Raw genomic sequence first — 23,627 nt, 5'->3', positions numbered from 1 at the left:
ATGGACAGATGGCTCGGATCGACCGGATAGCTGAACCATGGGGGACACGGACACCGTACGGCAGCGGCGGTGACTGGCCCGTCAGGGTGGACACCCACCTGGCCGAAGGAGTGGCTCCGGAGGACGTGGACCGGTGGGTCCAGACGGCCTCGCTCCTGCACTCCAACGGCGACGCCATGGACATCGCGGTCAAGGACAACAGAATCGTTGGCGTGCGGGGACGGGCCGTAGACCGCGTCAATCACGGCCGGCTGGGCCCCAAGGACCTGTACGGCTGGCAGGCGAACGCGTCCCCGGACCGGCTCACCAAACCCCTCATCCGCGAGGGCGGGAAGCTGGTGGAAACAGACTGGGACACCGCCATGCAGCGCATCGTGGACAAGTCCAAGGCGCTGCTGGCGGAACAGGGCCCCAGCGCCCTCGGCTTCTACACCACCGGCCAGCTCTTCTCCGAGGAGTACTACACCCTGGGTACGCTGGCGCACGGCGGCATCGGCACCAACCACGTGGACGGCAACACCCGGCTGTGCACGGCGACGGCCGGGGAGGCGCTGAAGGAATCCTTCGGCTGCGACGGGCAGCCCGGCTCCTACACGGACGTGGACCACGCCGACGTCATCGCCCTGTACGGGCACAACGTCGCGGAGACCCAGACCGTCCTCTGGACCCGGATGCTGGACCGGCTGGCCGGCGCCAACCCGCCCAAGATCATCTGCGTGGACCCGCGCATGACGCCCGTGGCCAGGGCCGCCACCGTGCACCTGGCGCCGCGGCCAGGCACCAACGTGGCCCTGATGAACGGCATCCTGCACGAGATCATCACCAACGGCTGGGTGGACCGGGAGTACATCCAGGCGCACACCGTGGGGTACCCGGAGCTCGAAAATGAGGTCAAGAACTACCCGCCGGCACTCGTGGCGGAAATCTGCGGTGTCCCGGCGGAGCAGATCACCGAGGCGGCCGGCATCATCGGCCACGCGGAGCGGCTGCTGTCCACGGTGCTGCAGGGCTTCTACCAGTCCAACCAGGCCACCGCGGCAGCGGTCCAGGTCAACAACGTCAACATCATTCGCGGAATGCTCGGCAGGCCCGGCTGCGGCATCCTGCAAATGAACGGCCAGCCCACTGCCGAAAACACCCGCGAATGCGGGGCCGACGGCGACCTTGCCGCCTTCCGGAACTGGTCCAACGACGCGCACATCCAGGACCTGGCCCGGGTCTGGAACGTCGATCCCATGTCCATCCCGCATTACTCCCCGCCCACGCACGTTATGCAGATGATGCGGTACGCGGAGGACGGTTCCATCCGGATGCTGTGGGTCAGCGGGACCAACCCTGCCGTCTCGCTGCCCGAGCTGGCACGCATCCGCGGCATCCTGGAACAGGACCGCCTGTTCCTGGTGGTGCAGGATATCTTCCTCTCCGAGACGGCCCAGCTGGCCGACGTCGTCCTTCCCGCCGCCACCTGGGGTGAAAAGACCGGGACCTTCACCAACGTGGACCGCACCGTCCACCTCTCCGAGAAAGCCGTTGACCCGCCGGGCGAGGCCCGGCCGGACCTGGAGATCTTCATCGACTACGCCCACCGCATGGGCCTGCAGGACAAGGACGGGCAGCCGCTGATCAAGTGGCACGACCCCGAATCGGCCTTCGAAGCCTGGAAGGAATGCACCCGCGGCAGGCCCTGCGACTACACCGGCATCACCTACGACAAACTGCGCGGCGGCTCGGGCATCCAGTGGCCCTGCAACGAGGAGAACCCGGACGGTACGGAACGCATCTACGCTGACGGGAAGTTCTGGGCGCACCCCGGGTACTGCGAAACCTACGGCCGCGACCTCATCACCGGTGCGCCAGTGGAACCCACGGAGTACAAGGCCCTGAACCCCGAGGGCAAGGCCATCATCAAGGCCGCCGAATACATGCCGCCGCACGAGCTGCCCAGCCAGGACTTCCCGCTCCAGCTCATCACCGGCCGCACGCTCTACCAGTTCCACACCCGCACCAAGACAGGGCGGGCACCTGAGCTGCAGGCTGCCGCGCCCGACGTGTGGGTTGAGTTGTCAGCAGACGACGCCGGCGCGTACGGGATTGCCGAAGGCGACCTTGCGGAGGTGGAGACACCCCGCGGGTCCGTCCGTGCAAAGGTGCGGATCAGCGGCATCCGCAACGGCGTCCTCTTCCTGCCCTTCCATTACGGCTACTGGGACACCGATGGCGGACACCAGCCGGACGGGGCCGGCAGGGCTGCGAACGAACTGACCATCACCGACTGGGACGCGGCGTCCAAGCAGCCCATCTTCAAATCGGCGGCAGCCCGCATCACCCGCGTTTCCGGCGGCAACGGGCCCGCTCCGGCGCCCACCACCACGGCATCGGCACCTGCCGGGTACTTCCCGGAAGACGCCAGGACCAAGGGCATACCCACCGCTTTGGCGGACGAGGCCACCGAAACTGGCGAGGCCACCGAAACGGCAGGAGGGGGACGATGAAATTCGGGCTGGTACTGGAGGAAATGCACCGCTCCGAGAACGACCTGGCGCACCACCTGCTGGTCATCTCCGACCGGCACAAGGTAGACCACGAGATCCACCACCTGGCCCGGGACCTGGCACGCTGGTCGCAGCAGCACGTCCGGGACATCGCGGACATCGCCAAAAACTACGGCCAAAACCTGGACCCGGAGCCCCGCGGCGAGGCAGGGCTAATGGAAACCATCAGGGATAAGGGCAGCGAGATGGTGGGCAGGCGCCCCGAAACCGGGATGCTGCTGCTGCGCGACCTCCGCGAGCTCTACCTGAAGGCCTGCGGGGTGTCAGCCGACTGGGAACTGCTGGCCCAGGCCGCCCAGGGGATGAAGGACAAGAACCTGCTGGCCCTGGCACAGAAGTGCCACCCGCAGACCATCCGCCAGATGAAATGGGCCAACGGCAAACTGAAGGAATCCGCCACGCAGGTCCTGGTCAGCTAAGCGCCAGCTGCGTGAATCCTCAGCAGCTCCCGGGCCGCCTGCCGGTGCAACCGCCGGCGCACCCGGATCTTCCCAGCGCCCTGTTCCGGGCGAACCAGTTTCAATCAGTGAAACTGCCAGCGCGTGCATCCCTGCCCATGCCACAGAGTTGAATCCATGGATGCGGGTCCCGTTGCGGGCCCGCCCAGCCCATTCAGCAGTCCGGTAAACACAGCACAGAAACGGCGCGCCACACATGGAGTCAACGATGACGGGACGGCAGATCCTCAAGGGGATCGAGTTTGCCCGGCCACAGAACGCGGAGCCGCTGCTGCTGGACCTCTACCTTCCCGCAGGAGAAACGCACCAGGGCGGCCGGCCGGCGGTGGTCCACTTCCACGGCGGCGGTTGGCGGACGGGGGAACGGTCTTCGCTGGGCCCCGCTGTTGACGGTTTCGGGCTCAGCCCCATCGGGCAGCTGGCAGATGCCGGGTTCGTGGTGGCCTCTGCCGACTATCGCCTCAGCACGGGTGCCACGTTTCCTGCCCAGCTGGAGGACGCCAAGGCGGCCGTCCGCTGGCTCCGCAGCCACGCGGCCGAATACGGCGTGGACCCACACCGCATCTACGCCTGGGGAGACTCGGCCGGCGGCCACCTCGCCGCCCTCGTGGGCCTGACCGCGGGGGCCCCGGACTTTCCAGGCCGGGGCGGCAACGACGGGCCGGACGGTGACGACTCAGTTGCCGGCGTCGTGGCCTGGTACCCGCCCACTGACCTGCTCCGGATGGGGGGACAGGCACGGCCGGACGCCGTAGCCCGGGCGGATGACCCCGGTTCCCGCGAAGCACTGCTGATCGGCGCGCAGCCCGCCGACGCCCCGGACAAGGCCAGGGCCGCAAGCCCCCTCGGCTACGTCCACGCAGGCGCCCCGCCCTTCCTCCTCATCCATGGAACGGCGGACCGCTTCGTCCCCGTGGAGCAGTCCACCTCGCTGGCCGCGGCGCTCGAAGGCGCGGGCAACGCCGTCGAACTCCTCCTGCTGGATGGTGCGGACCACATGTGGGCCAGCCCGGACGGCAACAGCGGCGCCGCGGAACGGGCCATTGCCGCCACCATCGATTTCCTCCGCCGCCAGTCGGAACAGCACTGATTTCCCACCACCATGCGGGGGCAATACGCGCACCCCGGACCAGACCGAAAGGCCTCCCATGCAGTTCATCGGCATCACCCACCACGGCGGACCCTGGGCAGCGGCGCTCGCCGGCTCCCGCGTCCTCCCGCTCACATCGGTCGACGAATTCTGGGCCGACGCCGAGGGCTGGCAGGACAAGGCCGCAGCCCTGGTTGCCGGCGCTGCACATGCTGGAGCCTCCGACGACGACGGCTGGCTGGAGCGCGGCAGCGTCACCGAAGTCCCGCTGGTCCCGGCCTCCGCGCGGGTGATCTGCGTGGGGCTGAACTACAAGGCGCATGTGGCCGAGGGCAGCTACAAGGACCAGGAACTCCCGCCCTACCCCACGCTGTTTGCCCGTTGGACGGCCTCCCTGTCCGTGGGCAACGCCCCGGTCCCGGTCCCGGCGGGCGAGGCAGGGCTGGACTGGGAAGGCGAAGTTGCCGCCTACATCGGCCGCCGCGTGGAGTCCGCCGGCGAGGACACCGCTGCCGATGCCGTCTTTGGCTACTCCACGTTCAACGACATCACCTCCCGCAGGGCCCAGAAGCTCACGTCGCAGTGGACCCTGGGCAAGAACGGCGATTTCAGCGGCCCCCTGGGTCCCGTGGTGAGCCGCGACGAGGTGGGCGACCTGCGCGACGGCCTCCAGGTCCGCACCCGGGTCAACGGAATCGAAGCCCAGAACGGCAACACCCGGGACATGATCTTCTCCGTCCCGGCCATCATCTCGCTCATCAGCGAAACCTTCACCCTGCACCCGGGCGACGTCATCGCCACGGGCACCCCCGAAGGCGTGGGCTACGCCCGTACCCCGCAGTGGCTCCTCCAGCCCGGCGACACCGTGGAAGTGGAGATCGAGAAACTCGGCACCCTGACCACGCCGGTGGGCGACATTTCCCTGCGGAGCCGTGCCTGATGAACGGCTTCCATACCGCCGCGGACCTGCCGTCGGAGGTGCAGGTCCTGGTCGCCGGCGGAGGACCCAGCGGACTCTTCCTCGCCCTGGACCTCGCCTCCCGGGGGGTGCCCAGTACCGTCATCGAACCGCGGACAGCGCTGGACCACACCCGGCCGCGTGCCAAGACCACCAATGCCCGCACCATGACGCACCTGCGCCGGCTGGGCCTCGCCGAGGTCCTCCGGGACGCGGCGCCGCTGCCGGTGGAGTACGCACAGGACGTCATCTTCTGCACCGGCCTCACCGGCCCTTCCGCCCATGAGCTGCGCCGGTTCCGCAACGCCTTCCAACTGGTTCCAGGCCGGTACGGGCCGCAGCCGGAGTGCGGCCAGCAGGTGCCCCAGCCCGTCCTCGAGGAGGTGCTCCGGGCCGCCGTCGAAAGCCACCCGCTGGTGACGTTCCTGGCCGGCTGGACCGTCACTGGCGTCAGCGTCCCGGAAGGCGGGGCAGCCACGGAACCCTGCGCCGTCGTCGTCCGGGATCCTGACGGGGCCGAACGCACCACCGCCGCGGAGTACGTCATCGGGGCCGACGGCGGATCCTCCGCCGTGCGGCGCAGCCTGGGGCTGCGGCTGGAAGGCGGCTCCGCCGAGCTGTCCAACATCAGCATCCTCTTCCGCTCGGCGTCCTTGGCGTCCGCTGTGTCCTTGGCTCCGGCGGTGCAGTACTGGGTAGTGGGCTCGGAGACCGCCGGCATGGTGGGACCCATGGACCGTGACGGCACGTGGTGGGCCATCGTCCAGGGCGTGGATCCATCCGTCAGCCCCACCGCGGGGGAGGCAGCCGCCATGGTCCGCTCCCTGGTGGGCCCGGACGTGGACATCGAGGTGGTGGCCACCGACCCCTGGACGGCCCGGATGCTGCTCGCGCCCGAATACAGCCGCGGCAACGTCTTCCTGGCGGGGGACGCCGCCCACCTCAACCCGCCCTGGGGAGGCCACGGGTTCAACACCTGCATCGGCGACGCCGCCAACCTGGCCTGGAAGCTCGCCGCCACCGTCAACGGCTGGGCCGGCCCCGGACTGCTTGCCAGCTACGGGACAGAACGCCGCCCCGTGGCTGCGCGCACCATCCGCGACGCCGCCACCAACGGCAAGGCCCTGGCCTACCACTTCGCAGACCCGGAGCTCGTTGCGGCCGGCCCTGCCGGGGAAGCGGCCCGCCGGGCTGCGCACCGGGCACTCGCCGTGAAGCAGAGCGAGTTCGATTCCCTGGGCCTGGTGCTGGGCTACGACTACGGCGGCTCACCCGTCGTGGTGCCGGACGGTTCAGCCCTCCCCGACGAGGACCCCATCCGCTACGTTCCGTCCGCTGCTCCGGGGGCCCTGCTGCCGCACGCCTGGCTGGCAGATTCCCGTTCCCTGTACAGCGCCCTTGATGCGGGCTTCACTTTGCTGGCCGACGCCGGATCGCTGGGCGGGCTGGACGCGGGCGGAGTTTTCGGGCCGGTCCTGGCCGCCGGTGCCCGGCACGGCATCCCGGTGACCGTCGCCGCCGTCGGGCCTTCCGAGGACGGAACCCCCCTGTCCCAGCTGTGGGGTGCCCCCGCCGTGCTGGTCCGTCCCGACCAGCACGTGGCCTGGCGCGGCAACTCCCCGGTGGAGGCCGCCGCCGCGCTCTCCGTCGCCGCGGGCTGGGCGCCGGCTTTCCCGCCCGCACGTCCCGAAGAATCTGCACCTTCCATCCAAACCAGGAGCGCCCGTGTCGTCGCCGTCATTCCGTGATTTCCTCTTTGCCCCGGACCATCCCCGCGTAGCGGACATCCGGGGGCTGGCTGCCCGCGAATACGCCGAAGCGGCCAAGACCGATGCGTTCGCCGGGCCCATGATCGAAGGCTGGCGGAAGCTCTACCCGCAGCCGTTCACGGGCATCACCAGCGACGGCGTCCGCCGGGAGGCCCTCTATCCGCTGGTGCCTGCCCGCCCCGGGGAGGAAGCACCCACCGCGGACATGGTGGCTGCGGCGCGGAAGCTGCTTGGCGCCGCCGCCGCGGACCAGACCGGAAGGCTTCGCTACGCCGTGGACGCGCCGGAGTGGCAGAGCTGGGCCAACCCCGAGTTCATGCAGCACGACACCGGGCTGCGGCTGGACGAGCTGGAACCACCGGTCCGCGACGCCGCCCTGGGCGTGGTGGAAGCAAGCCTGAGCGCTTCCGGGTTTGAGCTGGTGCGGAACCTGATGCGCATCAACGGGTTCCTGGGTGACCTGGTGGAGCTGCCGCTGCTCATGAACGAGTTCAGCTACAACTTCGCCCTGTATGGGGAGCCGTCCGAGACGGCGCCGTGGGGGTGGCAGCTCTTCGGCCACCACGCGGCGCTGAACTGCCTGGTGGCCGGGACGCAGCTGGTGATCTCGCCGGTGTTCATGGGCGCAGAGCCGGACATGATCGACGCCGGCCCGCATAAGGGCGTCAAAGTGTTCAAGGAGCGCATCACCCTGGCCCGGCAGCTGATGGCCGCCCTGCCTGTGGACCTGCGGGACCGTGCTGTTGTTTACGCGGAGATGGTGGATCCTGCCATGCCCGAAGGCCGCCTCCACCCGGGCGACGAACGGCACCTGGGTGGCTGTTTCCAGGACAACCGGGTGATTCCGTACGAGGGCATCCGGGTGGCGGAACTGCCGGCCGGGGCCCGTGACTTGCTGGACGCGGTGGTGGAGGACTTCATCGCCTACCTGCCCGACGGTCCACGGGCCGCGCGCCGCCGGGAGATCCAGGAACACTATTCAGAGACGTTCTTCAGCTGGATCGGCGGCTGGGAGGGGGAGGAGGCCTACTACTTCCGGGTGCAGAGCCCGGTGGTGGTGCTGGAACTGGACCACCACACCGGCGTGTTCCTCAGCAACGATGAGCCCGCCCCGTTCCATATGCACACCGTGGTCCGCACCCCCAACGGCAACGACTACGGCCGCGAACTCGTCAGGCAAGCCACCCCCTGACCCACCCTCCTACAAATACGTAAGGCCCGGATTTCCTCTCGGAAGTCCGGGCCTTACGTATTGGGTGGGGTTAGGGGATGTCCAGGGCCGCGCGGCGCTGCGGCGGAGGGCCGACGACGGTCAGGTCCATCTCGGCCTGGGCACGGCCGAAGCCCTCCATGTCCATGTACGGTTCGCCGCCCTCGGTGTACATGTAGTCCTCCGTGGGCTTGTTGAAGTACTCAAAGAACCCGTTGAACACCGACGGCGTCAGGAAACCCACCATCTGGGTGTTGTGGGCATCGAGCGCGAACGAGTGGACGGTTCCGGCGGGGGCATGCACAAAGTCGCCCTTGGTCAGGAGCATCTCCCGGCCGTTGGCGTAGAGCCACATCCGGCCCTCGGTGCAGAGGAAGTTCTCCGTGTGCTGCGAGTGGAAGTGCAGCGGAATGTAGGGGGATTTGGCGCCCTTGGTGTGCACGGCGAAGTAATTGGAGCCGGTGTTGGCGGGCCGGGACAGGTAGGTGAACATGGTCTGGTAGCTGACCATGCGCTCACCCTCTCCGGCGCTGAGGAAGTACGGGCTCTGTGTGGGCGGCAGCCCGGCGTCGTGCTTGAACGACGGCGCCACACGCTCAACGTCGGGGAACGTGATGCCGAACTCGGCGCCCACCTCTGCCTGCTCCTGGAGGCTGGCCTTGTGGCCGGCGCGCACCGGCGGGACGTGCGAATCGATGGGCGTGCCCACCCGCTCGTAGTAAGCCTCGCCGCCGCCAGGGGTCATCCAGTTCAGGAAGCGGGTGTAGTGGCTGGCCATCCGGTAGGCGTGCGGGGTGTTGGGCGGGATGACCACCGAATCGCCGGGGGTCAGGATGCGGCTCTCGCCCGGCAGCCAGACGTGCAGGATCCCGTCGAAAACGTAGAGCGTCTTGTGCTCCACCTTGTGGCTGACGAACGGGGATTCGGCTCCCATGCCGCCGGAGATGTAGGCAGCGCTGAAGATGCCCCCGGTGTCGGCGGCGCGGGCGATGACCGTGACCAGCTGGCCGTTGAGTTCGTAGCGCGCGCCTTCGCCCGACGCCATGTAATACGGGACTGCCTCGCCGGGCAGCGCGTTGGCCACCGGGAGCTGCTTGTTCATTTCCTCAACGCTGAGGGACATGGTTTCCTTCTTTCCAGTCGGCCGGCCTTGCCGGAGCGTGAGTTCCAGCATGGCCGTCCCACGCCCGGGCCACGAGCCCGGATTCCATTAGTTGAAATCCAAACCTGGCCGTCATTGTCCCCCTGCTAGCCTTCACATTCCTTGCAGTACTTCTTGCCGTCCTTCTCACGGGCCAACTGGCTGCGGTGGTGCACCAGGAAGCAGGACATGCACGTGAATTCGTCGGCCTGCACCGGAACCACCTGGATGAGGAGTTCCTCGTTGGAGAGATCGGCGCCGGGCAGCTCAAAGCTATCCGCGAGGTCCGTTTCATCCATGTCGGGAGCGGCCTCCCGGCGTCCGGACTTATCGGACTTCAGCTCCTCCAGGGCGACATTCGGCTCCTCCTCGGGAGCCACCCGCGGAGCGTCGTAGTCAACTGACATGTGGTGTTTTCTCCTGTCGAGCTTTAGTTGTCCAGATTGTTCTGAACAAATCGACAACGCCGGATGGGCGCAACTAATTCCCGTGCCCCGGCATCCGGCCCCTGGGGCGGGCGCGGACGGCGTTGGTCACCGGAAGTCGTTCCCTGCCAGCCCGGCACAAGCGTCCCACAACCGCCGCCGCGCCTCCGGGTCAGAACCCATGCCGGGGGTGGGAAGCTCCTTCCGGCCTGCCCACAGCTTGCCGGTCAGCCCCGCCGTTTCGGGCGAGGTTGCCAGCCAGAGGGACGTGTCGGTAGCTTTCTCTGCCGACTTTCCCAAGGTGTTCGTGATCCACCGGAACGGGCCGCCCACGTCCTGCAACAGCCCCGTGTTCTTCACCAGTCCGGGATGGACGGCGTTGACTACCACCCCAGTTCCACGCAGCCTGGCGGCGAATTCCTGGGTCAGGAGGACCCGGCCCAGCATGGTGGGCGGCGTGGAACGCAGGAAGCTGTATTTCCCCGTCGCTGTCTGCAGGTCATCGAAGGGGATCCGGACGTTACCGTACTTTGACGCAATATTGATGACGCGTGACGGCAGCGCGGCTGACGCTTCCTTCCTGAGGTCGTCCAGCAGGAGCCCGGTGACCAGGTAGTAGGACATCACGTTCGTGGCGAAGGTGAGTTCCAGCCCTTCGGCAGTTTCGTGGCGTTCTTTGCGGAACACGCCGGCCGCGTTCACCAGCACATCCAGCCTGCCGTGACGGGAGCGGAACTGGTCCACGGCAGAGCGAATCGAAGACTGCAGTGACAGGTCACAGGCGAGTGGCTCAAGGTCCGCTCCCGGAACGTGGGTGCGGATATCCGCCATCACCGCCTGGGCCCGCGCCACACTCCGGCCCACGACCACCACCGTTGCACCTTCGCGGGCGAGGCCGGCAGCTACTGCCCGCCCTATCCCACCGGTGGCACCGGTCACCAACGCAATACGCCCGTCCAGCCGTGCCATGCCATCGCCTCCACATCGCCAGCAGTTGACGACACTATCCCAGCACCTGTTCGGGGCGGCTGGCCAGGGTCTTCCGGACCGGAACCAGGGTACGCGGGTATTGGTGGTGCGGCGGCCCTGGCAACAGGAAGACCTCTTAGTGGTTGGCTGTTGGTGCCGTCACTAAGAGGTCTTCACTTGTTCACAACGGAATCAACGTTGTGGGACGTACCGCGAGTCCGTGATCATCTCAAGGGAGATATCCCGTCATCCCGCTCTTGGGTCTAACCAGCGAGGCCGCGGGCAGCCGGGCTTGGGGACATGGCCGCGGCCGTGAGCACGGACGTTTCCCGCTCGCTCTGCTGCACCTCGTCGAGCTCCTTGAGGGTGAACTTCCTGGTCTCCTTGGCGGTGAGGGCTGAGGCTCCTGCCAGGACCATGAACCCGAGCGCGACCATGGACGGTCCGACCCAGTCCTTCAGGTCGGGGCCGGCGAGTGCTGTCGAGAGAACGGGGCCGATGACGCCCGAGATGGCGAAGCCGACCTGGGTGCCAAGAGCGAGCCCGGAGACGCGCAGGCGGCCGGGGAACATCTCCGCGAAGAATGACGGCCAGGACGCGTTCACCATTGAGTAGAAGAGGGAGTAGTTGATGATGCCAAACAGGAAGATCAGCGACCAGTTCCCGGTCGTGATTGACCACAGGTAGGGGACCATCGTGACGCCCACGCCGCCTGTTGCGATGAGGAACATCGTCTTGCGGCCGATCTTGTCCACAAGGAATCCTGCCAGGGGCGTGATGCCGAGCGCGATTACGGCCGAGACCGTGGTCGTCAGGAGCATGGTCGGCTTATCCAGCTTGTATCCGGCGGTACCGAATGCCACCGAGAAGGTCTGCATCATGTAGCTCGTGCCCGCGATGAGGGCACAGAACACGATCCGCAGCACCGCACGCCAGTGGAAGCGCAGAAGATGCCGGAGGGGAGCAACGTTCACCTTGGCGGCCTGGGCCTTTACGAACTCCGGCGGCTCCTCGATGTGGCGGCGGATCAGGTAGGCAGCTACGACTACGAGGGCGGAGGCCCAGAACGGCAGCCGCCAACCCCAGCTCAGCAACTGCTCCGAGGGCATGGCGGCGATCGGGATGAAGACCAACAGGGTAAGCAGCGTGCCGGAGGAGGAACCCAAGGTGGTGAAGCTCGCGAGGAACCCGCGCCGGCCTTCGGAAGCATGCTCCAGGCTCATGGTGATGGCACTGGGCTGCTCACCGGAGAGGCACAGTCCCTGGATGACGCGGATCAGCACGAGCAAGACTGGAGCAAGAGGACCGATTTGGGCGTATGTGGGCAGGCACCCGATCAGGAAGGTGCAGCCGCCGATGCCGAACAGTGTGATCATCATGACGAACTTGCGGCCGCGACGATCGCCCAGCGGCCCCAGGATGAGGGAGCCGAGGGGGCGCACCGCGTAGCCGACCGCGAAGGTGATCATGGCGAGCAGTACGCTGAGGCCCTGGGGAAGCTCGGGTGAAAAGAAGAGCACGTTCAGAACCAACGCCGACGAGGTGCCGTACACCGCGAAGTCGTAGTACTCCAACGTCGTACCGATCCAGGCCGCGATTGCGGCCTTGACCGGGGTCTTCCTGGGAAGTGTGGTTTCTGTCATTTCGTCTCCGTGGGTGATGGGTGAACACCGGTTGCCGCTAAACCTGGGCTCTCGGAAAGAGATCTTGAGTGGAATATCCTGTTGGTCCTGCTGTGAGCTCTCTCGCAAATCGTGTTTACGGCTTTGCGGACCGGCCTCAAACATCAAGTTAACGTTTGCGGTGTGGGTCACACAAAGTCCGCTTTTATGTACCTACATAGCGATTTGTTATGGCTTGGAGTCGAAGAACCGGGGACCTGGGACAACAGGAAGCTCGCCTTGGAACGGGGATGGCAGAGCGTAAGGCCGCCGGCAGGGGATCAGGCGGGACGATTACTGGGCTGAGCCACACGCAAGCCGACGCCCCTGGTCATTTTGCGGATTTCGTCGGACTTGAGACCGCTTGCCCCGGCAAGTTGGTAGTCGTCAAGGAGCCGGGACTTCCTGGCCAGGGCCAGTACCTGCGTTCGTTGTTCTTCCGCGTCACTGCGGGCGCCTTCTGCTGCCGCCAGCTCCGAAGCCAATCCCGCAATGAGGTGAAGATGCCCGCTTCGGGTTTGGCCGGACGGGTACAGCTCGCCGCGTGCCAGTGTGGCAGACCGGATACTGGCTGCCGGCTGTCCGGCGGCCTTCGCGACAGCGGCAACCTTCACGCCATCGCACACGGCCTGGGCAAGGCAATCACCCAACTCGGCGGTGAGGGCACGTACCCTGCTGGACCGAAGTGCCAGGGTCGTCCTCAGCTGGGCCAGCATGGCCAGGGCTTGTTGGGCTCGGGCCGTGGCGGGGTCCGGCTTCGGGACGCCGCGGTACCGGTACGCTGCCGCGCCGGCCGCACCCGTCCCGGTGCTGGCTGAACGCGGAGGTATCCGAACGTGAATTTCTCTGCCGGGCACCTCTGCTCCTTGTCTCCGTTAGTGTTTCACTGCCCGCGCGGCTTCCCGCCGGCAGGCGTACCCCTCCTGCGGGCCGGCCCGTCGGCCTTGGAGGCGCCGCGGGGGCCGGCGGTGTGCCTTCATTGGGCCAGTTATCCACCCTGCAGGCTACGCCTCAGGCAAGCCGGCAGGGCAATACCAAAAGTGCGTGGAGCAATAGGCGAAAGTTCTATGTGCTCCGTCATAAGGGCTGCTTATCTGTCCACGCACTTTAGGTCTTATCCAAGGGGCAGGCTCCTTCCCTAGGCTCGAATGAACCACCCTCATCCGTACCGGAAGCCTGGAAGACACCATGCCTGAATTCGTGCCCGCGTCACGCGTAACCCGTATCAAATCCTCACCCAGCGTTGCCGCGGCGGCCCGTGTCCGGGAGCTCAAGGCCGAGGGCCGCCGGATCCTGGACCTGACGGTCGGCGAGCCGGATTTCGACACGCCCCAGCACATCAAGGACGCTGCCGTCGCGGCCATCGACCGTGGTGAAACCAAGTACACATCGGTCACCGGGACGCCCGAACTGCAAAAAGCCATCCTGCAGACGCTGCACCGCAAAACCGGCCAGCAATACACCGCCGGCGAAATCACCATCGGGGGAGGCGGCAAGCAGGTCATCTTCACCGCGTTCATGGCCACTCTCGATCCGGGCGACGAGGTCGTCATTCCCGCGCCATACTGGGTCTCCTACCCGGACATGGTGCTCGCCAACGAAGGCACCCCCGTCATCGTTTCCTGTGGTGAGGACACCGGTTTCAAGCTAACCCCTGAGGCACTCGCAGGCGCACTGACGGAGCACACCAAATGGGTCATCCTCAACACGCCCTCCAATCCCACAGGAGCGGTGTACTCCCGCGAAGAACTGGCAGGCCTGGCCGCCGTCCTCATGGACCACCCTGCCGTCTATGTCCTCACCGATGAGATCTATGACGGGATTCATTTCGGCGAAGAGCCCATAACGGGTCTCGTGGCCGTTGCCCCTGGGCTCAAGGACCGTGTGCTGGTCACCAACGGGGTCTCCAAGGCCTACGCGATGACCGGATGGCGGCTGGGTTACGCCGGCGGACCGGCCCCCCTGGTGGCTGCCATCAACAAGCTGCAGTCCCAAATGTCCTCCTGCCCGTCCTCGATCAGCCAGGCAGCTGCCGCCGCGGCACTCACCGGAGACCAAGCATTCGTCCGCGAAAGTGTTGACGTGTACCGCGAGCGGCGTGACGCGGCAGTGTCCGGGCTGAACGCGGTCAACGGCCTGCAGTGCGCGACGCCGGAAGGCGCCTTTTACGCGTACGTCAACTGCGCCGGGGTCATCGGCAAGACGACGCCCGATGGCAGGCAGATCAGCAACGACGAGGACTTCACGCTGTACCTGCTGGAAGCGGCGTCTGTTGCCGTCATCCAGGGGTCGGCGTATGGACTAAGCCCCTACTTCCGGATTTCCTATGCCACCGGGCTGCCGGTGATCGAGGATTCCATCGCTGCCATCGAAAAGGCCGTCAGGGCGCTGGCCTGACCCAAACCACCACGTTGCCCACGCTTTCTACAAAACAGGAGCACCTCATGATCCATGTCAAAACGAAATTCGACCGGCCTTCCGAAGATGCCGTTCAGCGACTTTCCAAGTTCTCCTCTGCCACAGTGCATGAAGCGCAGGGCCGCAAAGGTGCCCTGAGTTCGAAGATCAAGCCGATTGACCGCAGCATGTCCTTCTGCGGCCCCGCCGTCACAGTGGTCTGTGCACCGCGGGACAACCTGATGCTTCAGGTGGCCATCCACTACGCCCGGAAGGGTGACGTTGTCCTGGTGGCAGCCGGTGAGTACGAGGAAGCCGGGACGTTCGGCGACGTGCTGGGCAACGCCATGAAGGCGAAAGGCCTGGCCGGTATGGTCACGGATTCAGGTGTCCGCGACACCAAGGACCTGATTGAACTCGGATTGCCGGTGTTCTCCGGCAGTGTCTGCATTAAGGGGACCGTCAAGGAAACCATTGGCCCGGTCAACCATCCCTTGGTGTTCGGCGACGAAATTGTCTACCCGGGCGATGTCCTGCTGGGTGATGCCGACGGTGTGGTGGTAGTCCGCAAGGATGAGATCGAGGAAGTCATCAAGCTGTCGCAGGCACGCGTGGACGCTGAGGACGACCTCATCCGCCGCTACAAGGAGGGTGGCACCACCATCGAGCTGTGCAAGCTGACTGAGGTCCTGAAGGCCAAGGGGCTGCTGGTGGAAGACGCCGAATTGGAGCCCGCGCTGTAGCTTCACGCCGATGGGGTTAAACCACAGAGGCCCGGCGTTCCTTCTGGAACTCCGGGCCTTCTCTTGGCCGCCGGCGAAGTGCGGTGGTTCAAGCCACCTCAGTTCATCCCGGGAAGAAGGTACGCAGGTGGCCCCACCTGGCAGTCGTCCAGGTACCACATGGTGGATCCCCGCTTGCCCGGCGGCATCATGCTGCCCTCGAAGACAAACACCGGATCCGAGGCAGCACCGTCCTCGGGCCGCCAGAAACCATTGGTGGGGCAATGCGAACCGGTGCTGGCCTTAAGCTGGATCCTTCGTTCCGAGGATTTCCGGTATTGCAGGCTGGTGATCTTTTTCATGCTGGGCTCCAAGGGAATCATTTGTGCCGGGTAACGCCGTTGGCGAACCTTTATGGCTTTTATCCTAGGACGCAGCAAAATCTATGGATAAGACTAATGGGGCGTGACCTGATAAGGCCCGCTTATGATGCATCCGCGCCAGCTGAGCGTGTTCCGCTGGAAAACGGCTGGTATTTGCTGCGCAGCATTTCCTGGAGCATTTCCTTCAGTACCAGCAGAACGGCGGAACCGGCCTCGGAGAGCGGTTCGTGGTCCGGAGTGCACAGCGCGATCTTGCACTGCAGTGCAGGTCCGGTGATCCGGAGGACCCGGAAGTCCTCCTCATGGAACAGGGCATCCGCGGCCGACTTGGGCAGGATGGTCGCACCCAGGTCGCTGCGCAGCAGCCTGGTCAGGGACGGCACGGATTCCACTTCCCCCACCAGGTGCAGCGTGAGGCCCCTGCTGTCGAAGCCCGCCTCCACCACCTGGCGCAGGGTGTGGATCCGTTCTGGCAGGAACAGGCCCAGCGTGGCCGCCGCTTCCAGGGCGATGGTGCCGGCCCCGGGGTCCACCGGAAGCTCCCGCGCGGCGTTGACCACCAGGTACAGGTCCTCGACGATGAGGGTGGTGAATTGCACACCCCGAATGGGCCCCGGTTCATAGATGAGGGCCATGTCCAGCCGCCCGTTCTTGATGGCCTCGCTGAGTACGCCGCCGTAAATCTCGGTCAGGTGCAGCACGATGTCGGGATAGCGCCGCCCTACTTCGCGGATAATCCGCGGGGTAAGGCTTGAGGCCATGCTGTAGGGAGCGATTGCTATGGAGACGCGCCCGGAAGGTGCCGCTCCTGAAGCTGCCACATCGATCCTTGCCTGCTCCACCTGGCGCAGGATGGTCTGGGCATGCCGGTAGAGGGTATGGCCCGCCGCAGTGGGCTCCACGCCCTGCTTGCTCCGGATCAGGAGCCGCTGCTTCAGGTCCGTTTCCAGCGCCGACACCTGCTGGCTCAGCGCCGGCTGGGCGACGTGGAGGGCGGCGGCCGCCTTCGTGATGCTTCCTGAGTCGACGATCTTCACGAAGTACGCCAGCTTCCGGGTGTCCATAGCGCTCCTCTTTTCCAGCCGGGGACGGCACAGCATGCGGGGTCATACGTTGGCGCTATGGCGGGACATGCAATACGTCTTTGTGTGATCCGAGTCTCGGGCATAGGTTAATTGCAGATGACTTTCCAATGACCAGAGCATTCTATCCCGACCCAAGCCATCGCCGGTTTTGATGCCGGCATATATTTTGTGCATAAGTAGGGAAACAATTTATTGGAAAAGCCAGTCTTGTTGTCACGAAATAAGGGCCGCTTGCATTTTTTGGGCCGCCAATAGCGCCTCTAAAGGTCATAACTGTTCCCTATAGCGTGATACCGCATTCGTCTTTGTGTGGCTCCAATCCCGATGCCACACTGATTTACACCCGCAGCACCAGCAGAGGAAGGCCCGCAATGCCCACAGTTGATCTCGTAGCGGATCTTGGTGAAGGTTTTGGCGCCTACTCGATCGGCGACGACAACGCCCTCCTGGACATCGTGTCCAGCGCCAACATCGCCTGCGGCTTCCACGCAGGGGACCCTGACATCATGGACGCCACCGTGGCTGAATGTGTCAGGACGGGAGTTGGCATCGGCGCCCATCCGAGCTTCCCGGATCTTCGCGGCTTCGGCCGCCGGGCCATGGACCTCACGGCTGACGAAGTCCGCAACGATGTCATCTACCAGCTGGGTGCCCTGTCGGCGTTTGCCGCCTACCACGGCGGTACCGTCTCCCACCTGGCTCCCCACGGCCGCCTGGGCAACCTGGTGGCCACCCGCGCGGACTACGCCCGAGCCGTAGCGGATGCCGCCGCCCGGGTGGACCCGAAACTGATCATCCTGGCGCAGGACGGTGAACTCGCCACTGCGGCGGCGGAGCGCGGCCTGCGGGTGGCCATCGTTGGCATCGCGGACCGCGCCTACCAGGATGACGGGACCCTGGTGCCGCGCAGCCGGCCCGGCGCCGTGATCCACGACCCCTCCGTCATTGTCCGGCGCACTGTGCGGATGGTGACCGAAGGACTCATCGAAACAGTCTCCGGCAGCGACATCGCCGTCCATGCCGACACGGTGCTGCTCCACGGCGACAATCCGGGCGCCGTCGAACTTGCCCGCCTGGTTCGCAGCGAACTGATCGCCGCGGGCGTCACCATTGCCCCGCTGGCGCAAGTGCTCGCCGCAAAGCAAAAGGTTTCCTGACCATGGCCGCCCCAACGACAACCAGCCGGACAATGCTGGACATCTACGAGTCGGGCGACGCCGCCCTGCGCGTGGTGGCACAGTCCGGTGACGCAGAAGCCAACTGGGCCACGGTCCACGCCCTGGCCGGCTGGCTGGCGACCGTCGGTGTCGAAGGCATCCACGGCGCCGTTCCCACCTACGACTCCGTCCTGGTCGAATACGACCCCTACCTCACCTCCGCCCGCCAGGTCAGGGCGTTCATCCTCCTGGGGATGCGCCAGCTGGACTTCGTGGGCACCACCCTGCGCGAGCCGCGCCGCTTCGAAGTACCCGTCGTCTACGGGGGCAGCTACGGGCCGGACCTGGAAAGCGTGGCAGACCACCAGGGCCTGGATGTCCAGGACGTGATCACCCGGCACACGGCCAAGACCTACGTCATCCGCTGCCTCGGAGCGCCGGCAGGCTCGCCCATGATGGACGGACCAGACTTCCCGGTCCCCGTCCCCAGGCTCAAGGACCCGCGGCTGTCCGTACCCGCCGGTGCAGTATCCGTGGCCGGACGCCAAGCCGTGATCGCGCCCGCAGTCGCACCAGGAGGCTGGTGCGTCATCGGCCAGACCCCCCTGGCGGTCCTGGACGCAGCACGCGAACCCCTGGTGCCCTACGTCCCCGGCGATGAACTGCGCTTCTACCGCATTCCTCCGGAGGACTTCGGAAAGTACGAGGGGCAGTTCCTGGAGGCCCGGCCATGACCGGGTCACTCATCGTCCTTCAGCCCGGACACTCCGTCGTTACCGACCTTGGCCGGACGAAGGGTCCTGCATTCGGACTTCCCGTCAACGGCGCCCTGGACCAGTTTTCGGCCAAGGCCGCGAACATCCTGGCCGGCAACGGCGACAACGATCCGCTGCTGGAACTCACCGCCCTGGACTTCAGGATGCGCGCCACCACGGACCTGCTGATCGCCGTGACCGGCGCGCCGCTGGACCTCTCTGTGGGCGGCCGCGGCTGCCCCCAGTGGGAGCCCGTCTCCGTCCGGGCCGGCGAAACAGTGACGGTCCGCGGAATCCGCACCGGTCTCCGCGCCTACATCGCCGTCCGCGGATCCTTCACTGTCCCCACGCTGCTGGGCAGTTGCGCACCGGACACGGTGGTGGGCTTCGGACTGAAACTTGTTGAGGGCACCCGGCTTGCAACGCAAAAGACCACCGCACCCCTCACCCAGCCATACTTCGGCCTGCCCCTGTTCCGGCTGGGGCTGGCAAAGCCGGAATTCACCACCCACCCGGTCATCGACGTCACCGACGGGCCGGACGTAGCCGAATTCGGCGACACCGCAGGCCTGCTTTTCACCTCGCAGTACACCGTGAGCCCCCGAAGCAACCACATCGGACTCCGGCTCGGCGGCGCACTGCCCGAACGCCAGCTCACCTCCGAGGTCCTGTCCCGCGGTGTCCCGGTGGGGGCCATCGAGGTTCCGTCCCGGGACGAACTGCTGGTCCTGCACCGGGGACGCGGCGTTACCGCGGGCTATCCGGTCCTGGGAGTCGTTACGAGCCGCTCCCTGGATGTCCTGGCACAGTCCAGGCCTGGACACACCGTCACCTTCAGAAAGACAACCGTGGCTGAAGCAACAGCCATGCACCGCACTGCCTGCCAGGAGCTGGACAGACTCCGGAAGACGATCGACACAGTCTTCGGACTCCTCGGGGTCGGCGCCGGCGAGCGCTGGTACGAACTCAGCCCGGCGTCAGGAGCCTGAACGTCATGAATGCCCGGACCACCGCCCAGGACCGCACCCACAAAGTGCTGCGCGACCCCTAACCCCCTGCCCACCACTGCGTCCAGCCCCTTGCCGGACGCAAGAGCCCGTCCATTCCCACTTTGGAGTATCAAATGCCTTTTTCCGACTACACCACGGCCCTGGTCACCGGAGCCTCCACCGGCATGGGCGCCGCCATCGCCGAACGGCTTGCCAAGCGGGGCCTCACCGTCCACGCGGTGGCCCGCAACGAGGAACGCCTCGCCGAACTGGCCGACCGCACGGGAGCAGTCCCGCACGTGGTGGACCTGACAGACACTGCTGCGCTCGCCGCCGTCGTCCGCGACCTCAAGGTGGACGTCCTGGTGAACTGCGCCGGCGTGTCCCGGCCCGGCAACATCCTGGACTCCTCCGAACAGGACATCGACGAACTGGTGGATGTGAACCTCCGCGGGCTGCTGCAGCTCACCCGGCTGGTGCTGCCCGGAATGGTGGAGCGGGACCTGGGCCACGTGGTGAACATCAGCTCGATCGCGGGCGTGTACAACTTCTACGGCCACACCGTGTACCACGCCACCAAGGCCGCGGTGCACCAGATCTCGCGCCAGCTCCGCAACGACACCGTGGGCAAGCGTATCCGCGTCACCGAAATCTGCCCCGGCCGGGTGGAAACCGAAATCTTCGGCCGCAACATGGGTGGCAGCCCCGAAGCCATGGAAGAAGCCTGGAAGACGTTCTACGAAGGCTACGAGTCGCTCACTACCGACGACATTGTCAACGCCCTTGATTACGCCATTGAGACCCCGCGGCACGTGAATGTTGGCATGCTTGAGCTTATGCCCACGTTCCAGGTCCCGGGCGGCCTGACCTTCGACCGCCGCGAGCCCACCGCCTGACGCCCGACCGGCACTTCAACCACCACTACCCGATAGGCCACCACCAATGCAGCACGTGCACACCGTCAGCTTTCCCGATTCCCAGCTCCTGGCCGACCTGTCGCCGCTTCCCGGCAGCCTGCGCGGGGTGGTCTGGGATATGAAGGAGGCACCCGGCGTGGACCTGGGCGGCATCGACGGCGTCATCCTGCCCTACCTCAACGCCGGGGCAGTGCTGGGCTCCCTGGGCAAGGTCCCGGACCTCAAGTTCGTGCAGACGCAGTCAACAGGGTACGACGGCGTCTGCGAGGCCGCCGGTCCGGGCGCCGCAGTGGCAAACGCCTCGGGCGTCCATGCAGCTGCCACCGCAGAGCTGGCCGTTGGCCTCATCCTCGCCAAGCTGCGCGGCATCGACCAGGCCGTCAGGGACCAGCAGGTTGAAAGCTGGAAGCCGCAGCGCCGCCAGTCCCTGGCCGACCGCAAGGTCCTGCTGCTGGGCATCGGCGGAATCGGCAAGGAACTGGCCCGCCGCCTGGCACCCTTCGAAGTCACCATCACCCGGGTGGGAAGCACGGCCCGCATGGACGCCGAAGGGCAGGTCCACGGCCCGGACGAACTGGTGGCCCTCGCCGCCGACCACGACATCCTGGTCTCCGTCCTGCCCCTGAACGGCAACACCCACCACCTGGTGGGCCGGGACGTCCTGGCCGCCCTGCCCGATGGTGCCCTGGTAGTGAACGTAGGCCGCGGCGCCGTCATCAGCACGGAGGCCCTGACCCGCGAAGTGGTCTCCGGCCGCCTCCAGTGCGCCATCGACGTCGTCGATCCCGAACCGCTTCCCGCCGGCCACCCGCTCTGGTCGTCGGAGAACGCCCTCATCACCCCGCACGTGGGCGGAAACGCCTCGGCCTTTGAGCCCCGGATCCTGAAACTCCTTAAACAGCAGCTCGAGGCCCTGGCGGCCGGGCAAACCCCGGCCAACCTGGTTCAGCAGGGACCCTTCGAGCAGGGCTCGGTCTAAACGGCTGCCGGGATTTAATGCATACGGCGGCACGACACAACAATGAAGAGGAAGTAACCAGGACATGACAGGGCTTTTTGATCTCACGGGGCGCGTAGCCCTGGTCACGGGTTCGAGCAGGGGCATCGGTTCGGCCCTTGCCAAGGCATTGGCCGACGCCGGTGCCACAGTAGTGCTCAACGGCGTAAACCCGGAGCGGCTCAAGGACGCCGAGACGGCCATGGCGGCAGGCTTCCCGCCCGGCCGGATCCACAGTGTGGCCTTCGACGTCACCGACGACGACGCCGCCGCCCGCAGCATCCGCTGGATCGAGGACAACGTGGGCCCGCTGGAAATCCTGGTGAACAACGCCGGCATCCAGCATCGGGTCCCCATGCTGGATCTTGATGTGGCGGACTGGGAACGCGTCCTCTCAACGGACCTCACCAGTGCCTTCCTGGTGGGCCGCGAGGCGGCCCGCCACATGATCGGCCGGGGCCGCGGAAAGATCATCAACATCTGCTCTGTGCAGACCGACCTGGCCCGCCCCACCATCGCCCCGTACATCGCGGCCAAGGGCGGGCTGCGGAACCTCACCCGGGCCATGACCGCCGAATGGGCGGCCTCCGGGCTGCAGATCAACGCCGTCGCACCCGGCTACATCCACACCGAGATGACCCAGAACCTGGTGGACGACGAGGAGTTCAACTCCTGGATCCTCGGCCGGACACCCGCCCACCGCTGGGGCACCGTGGAGGACCTCGCCGGTCCCGTGGTGTGGCTGGCCTCGGATGGCTCCAACTTCGTGAACGGACAGACCATTTTCATCGATGGCGGAATGACGGTGGTGGTCTGATGGCAACGCCCCTTGATATCGCATTGCCGGCCACGGGTCCTGCGCTGGTGGCCCACGCCGCCGGCGACCTGCGGATCGACGAGGTCCCGGTGCCCCAGCCCGCACCCGACGAAGCGGTGGTCGAGGTCCTCTACGGCGGCATCTGCGGCTCAGACCTGCACTACTGGCTGCACGGCGCGGCGGGGGAGTCCATCCTCAAAGCGCCTCTGGTCCTGGGCCACGAGATCTCCGGCACGGTGGTGCGCCAGGCCGCGGACGGCTCAGGGCCGCAGCCAGGAACCGCCGTCGCCGTCCACCCCGCAACGCCCGGTCCAGGCGCCGCCAGGTATCCCGCGGACCGTCCCAACCTCTCCCCGGGCTGCACGTACCTGGGCAGCGCCGCCCGCTACCCGCATAAGGACGGCGCCTTCAGCCGCTACGTCACGCTGCCCGTCCGGATGCTCCGCCCGCTCCCGGACAGCCTCAACCTGCGCACTGCAGCACTGATCGAACCCGCATCCGTCGCCTGGCATGCCGTGTCCAGGGCCGGGGACGTCCGCGGAAAAACCGCGCTGGTCATCGGCTCCGGCCCCATCGGCGCCCTCGCCGTCGCCGTCCTCAAGCGCGCGGGCGCAGCCCATATCACCGCCGTCGACCTCCATCCCAAACCGCTGGAAATCGCCAAGGCCGTGGGTGCGGACCAGGTGATCAACGCCGCGGACGCCGAAGCCATCGCCGCCGTGGAGGCCGACGTCGTGATCGAATCCTCCGGCAACCACCATGGGCTGGCCTCTGCCATCCGCGGCGCGGTGCGCGGGGGCACCGTGGTGATGGTGGGGCTGCTGCCCACCGGCATGCAGCCGGTGCCCATCTCCCTGGCGATCACCCGCGAACTGCAACTGCTCGGCTCGTTCCGTTTCAACGACGAGATTGATGACGTCATCGCGGCACTCGCCGAGGGGTCCCTGCACATCGAGCCCGTCATCACGCACGAATTCCCGCTGGCCGATGCCCTCCGCGCCTTCGAGGTAGCCAAGGACTCCACCCGCTCCGGCAAAGTGCTCCTCTCCTTCGGCAACGCCGGGCAGGCCCAATAAGCGGGCAACTGCCACCCTTGGTCGCGGTGGGAGTCCCGGGTTGCGGCAAGTCCACCGCCGGCGAGCCGGCCGGGACAGGGGTTTCACGCTCGCACATTG

The 23,627-nt window shown here is 66.4% G+C and carries 22 protein-coding genes; 15 read left to right on the top strand and 7 right to left on the bottom strand.

The window, feature by feature from the left end; genetic code table 11:
* The first annotated feature begins 8 nt into the window (after positions 1-8).
* The 6 genes from NIBR502771_RS03385 (at position 9) to NIBR502771_RS03360 (ending at position 8,019) form a co-directional block, all read left to right on the top strand.
* A complete protein-coding gene (locus NIBR502771_RS03385; RefSeq protein WP_141158476.1) occupies positions 9-2,492 on the top strand; it encodes a molybdopterin oxidoreductase family protein in 2,484 nt (827 codons plus the stop codon).
* Positions 2,489-2,971: a hypothetical protein gene (locus NIBR502771_RS03380; protein ID WP_141158475.1), complete on the top strand. Its 483-nt coding sequence runs from the start codon at positions 2,489-2,491 to the stop codon at positions 2,969-2,971. Before NIBR502771_RS03385 ends, NIBR502771_RS03380 begins: the two co-directional genes overlap by 4 nt.
* Before the next feature lie 247 nt (positions 2,972-3,218).
* Positions 3,219-4,100, top strand: coding sequence for an alpha/beta hydrolase (locus NIBR502771_RS03375; protein ID WP_141158474.1), 882 nt, complete (start codon positions 3,219-3,221; stop codon positions 4,098-4,100).
* 58 nt (positions 4,101-4,158) lie between these two features.
* Complete coding sequence (locus NIBR502771_RS03370) at positions 4,159-5,040, top strand: fumarylacetoacetate hydrolase family protein (RefSeq protein ID WP_141158473.1); 882 nt, start codon at positions 4,159-4,161, stop codon at positions 5,038-5,040.
* Positions 5,040-6,806, top strand: a complete 1,767-nt coding sequence (locus NIBR502771_RS03365) for an FAD-dependent monooxygenase (protein ID WP_141158472.1) — start codon at positions 5,040-5,042, stop codon at positions 6,804-6,806. The genes NIBR502771_RS03370 and NIBR502771_RS03365 overlap by 1 nt, the downstream gene beginning before the upstream one ends.
* Positions 6,784-8,019 carry a DUF3500 domain-containing protein gene (locus NIBR502771_RS03360; RefSeq protein WP_141158471.1) on the top strand — a complete coding sequence of 412 codons (1,236 nt, stop codon included), beginning with the start codon at positions 6,784-6,786 and terminating at the stop codon, positions 8,017-8,019. Before NIBR502771_RS03365 ends, NIBR502771_RS03360 begins: the two co-directional genes overlap by 23 nt.
* Before the next feature lie 70 nt (positions 8,020-8,089).
* Here the strand turns inward: NIBR502771_RS03360 and NIBR502771_RS03355 are convergent, their stop codons facing one another.
* From NIBR502771_RS03355 to NIBR502771_RS03335, 5 genes are all read right to left on the bottom strand, one after another.
* Positions 8,090-9,160 carry a quercetin 2,3-dioxygenase gene (locus tag NIBR502771_RS03355; protein ID WP_141158470.1) on the bottom strand — a complete coding sequence of 357 codons (1,071 nt, stop codon included), beginning with the start codon at positions 9,158-9,160 and terminating at the stop codon, positions 8,090-8,092.
* 125 nt (positions 9,161-9,285) lie between these two features.
* Positions 9,286-9,585, bottom strand: a complete 300-nt coding sequence (locus NIBR502771_RS03350) for a DUF4193 domain-containing protein (protein ID WP_141158469.1) — start codon at positions 9,583-9,585, stop codon at positions 9,286-9,288.
* Positions 9,586-9,711: 126 nt separating this feature from the next.
* Positions 9,712-10,572 (bottom strand): SDR family NAD(P)-dependent oxidoreductase, encoded by an 861-nt coding sequence (locus NIBR502771_RS03345; protein ID WP_141158468.1) that lies wholly within the window; start codon positions 10,570-10,572, stop codon positions 9,712-9,714.
* Positions 10,573-10,835: 263 nt separating this feature from the next.
* Entirely contained in the window at positions 10,836-12,215 is a 1,380-nt protein-coding gene (locus NIBR502771_RS03340) for an MFS transporter (protein WP_141158467.1), read from the bottom strand.
* Between the two features lie 299 nt (positions 12,216-12,514).
* Positions 12,515-13,090: a hypothetical protein gene (locus NIBR502771_RS03335; RefSeq protein ID WP_246839796.1), complete on the bottom strand. Its 576-nt coding sequence runs from the start codon at positions 13,088-13,090 to the stop codon at positions 12,515-12,517.
* Between the two features lie 331 nt (positions 13,091-13,421).
* Here NIBR502771_RS03335 and NIBR502771_RS03330 point away from each other — a divergent pair, with 331 nt between their 5' ends.
* Together NIBR502771_RS03330 and NIBR502771_RS03325 are read left to right on the top strand one after the other, a co-directional pair.
* The gene (locus tag NIBR502771_RS03330; RefSeq protein WP_141158466.1) at positions 13,422-14,630 is read left to right on the top strand and encodes an aspartate transaminase; all 1,209 of its coding nucleotides are present in this window, start codon (positions 13,422-13,424) and stop codon (positions 14,628-14,630) included.
* Between the two features lie 47 nt (positions 14,631-14,677).
* On the top strand, positions 14,678-15,373 hold the full coding sequence (locus tag NIBR502771_RS03325; protein ID WP_141158465.1) for a 4-carboxy-4-hydroxy-2-oxoadipate aldolase/oxaloacetate decarboxylase: 696 nt from the start codon (positions 14,678-14,680) through the stop codon (positions 15,371-15,373).
* 98 nt (positions 15,374-15,471) lie between these two features.
* Here the strand turns inward: NIBR502771_RS03325 and NIBR502771_RS03320 are convergent, their stop codons facing one another.
* Both NIBR502771_RS03320 and nac read right to left on the bottom strand, forming a co-directional pair.
* The gene (locus tag NIBR502771_RS03320; RefSeq protein WP_141158464.1) at positions 15,472-15,714 is read right to left on the bottom strand and encodes a hypothetical protein; all 243 of its coding nucleotides are present in this window, start codon (positions 15,712-15,714) and stop codon (positions 15,472-15,474) included.
* Positions 15,715-15,836: 122 nt separating this feature from the next.
* Entirely contained in the window at positions 15,837-16,799 is a 963-nt protein-coding gene (gene nac, locus NIBR502771_RS03315; RefSeq protein ID WP_141158463.1) for a nitrogen assimilation transcriptional regulator NAC, read from the bottom strand.
* Between the two features lie 392 nt (positions 16,800-17,191).
* Here nac and NIBR502771_RS03310 point away from each other — a divergent pair, with 392 nt between their 5' ends.
* From NIBR502771_RS03310 to NIBR502771_RS03280, 7 genes are all read left to right on the top strand, one after another.
* Complete coding sequence (locus tag NIBR502771_RS03310; RefSeq protein WP_141158462.1) at positions 17,192-17,977, top strand: LamB/YcsF family protein; 786 nt, start codon at positions 17,192-17,194, stop codon at positions 17,975-17,977.
* Positions 17,978-17,979: 2 nt separating this feature from the next.
* Positions 17,980-18,711, top strand: a complete 732-nt coding sequence (locus NIBR502771_RS03305; RefSeq protein ID WP_141158461.1) for an allophanate hydrolase subunit 1 — start codon at positions 17,980-17,982, stop codon at positions 18,709-18,711.
* Entirely contained in the window at positions 18,708-19,721 is a 1,014-nt protein-coding gene (locus NIBR502771_RS03300) for a biotin-dependent carboxyltransferase family protein (protein ID WP_141158460.1), read from the top strand. The genes NIBR502771_RS03305 and NIBR502771_RS03300 overlap by 4 nt, the downstream gene beginning before the upstream one ends.
* 134 nt (positions 19,722-19,855) lie before the next feature.
* Positions 19,856-20,617 carry an SDR family oxidoreductase gene (locus NIBR502771_RS03295; protein ID WP_141158459.1) on the top strand — a complete coding sequence of 254 codons (762 nt, stop codon included), beginning with the start codon at positions 19,856-19,858 and terminating at the stop codon, positions 20,615-20,617.
* A 46-nt stretch (positions 20,618-20,663) separates the two neighbouring features.
* Positions 20,664-21,617 carry a 2-hydroxyacid dehydrogenase gene (locus NIBR502771_RS03290; protein ID WP_141158458.1) on the top strand — a complete coding sequence of 318 codons (954 nt, stop codon included), beginning with the start codon at positions 20,664-20,666 and terminating at the stop codon, positions 21,615-21,617.
* Between the two features lie 64 nt (positions 21,618-21,681).
* Entirely contained in the window at positions 21,682-22,452 is a 771-nt protein-coding gene (locus NIBR502771_RS03285; protein WP_141158457.1) for an SDR family oxidoreductase, read from the top strand.
* On the top strand, positions 22,452-23,528 hold the full coding sequence (locus NIBR502771_RS03280) for an L-idonate 5-dehydrogenase (protein WP_141158456.1): 1,077 nt from the start codon (positions 22,452-22,454) through the stop codon (positions 23,526-23,528). The genes NIBR502771_RS03285 and NIBR502771_RS03280 overlap by 1 nt, the downstream gene beginning before the upstream one ends.
* Positions 23,529-23,627: the final 99 nt, after the last annotated feature.

Source organism: Pseudarthrobacter sp. NIBRBAC000502771 (assembly GCF_006517215.1).
Lineage (GTDB): Bacteria > Actinomycetota > Actinomycetes > Actinomycetales > Micrococcaceae > Arthrobacter > Arthrobacter niigatensis.
Note: the sequence above shows the minus strand (reverse complement) of the source record. Positions and strands in the feature narration are given on the sequence as shown.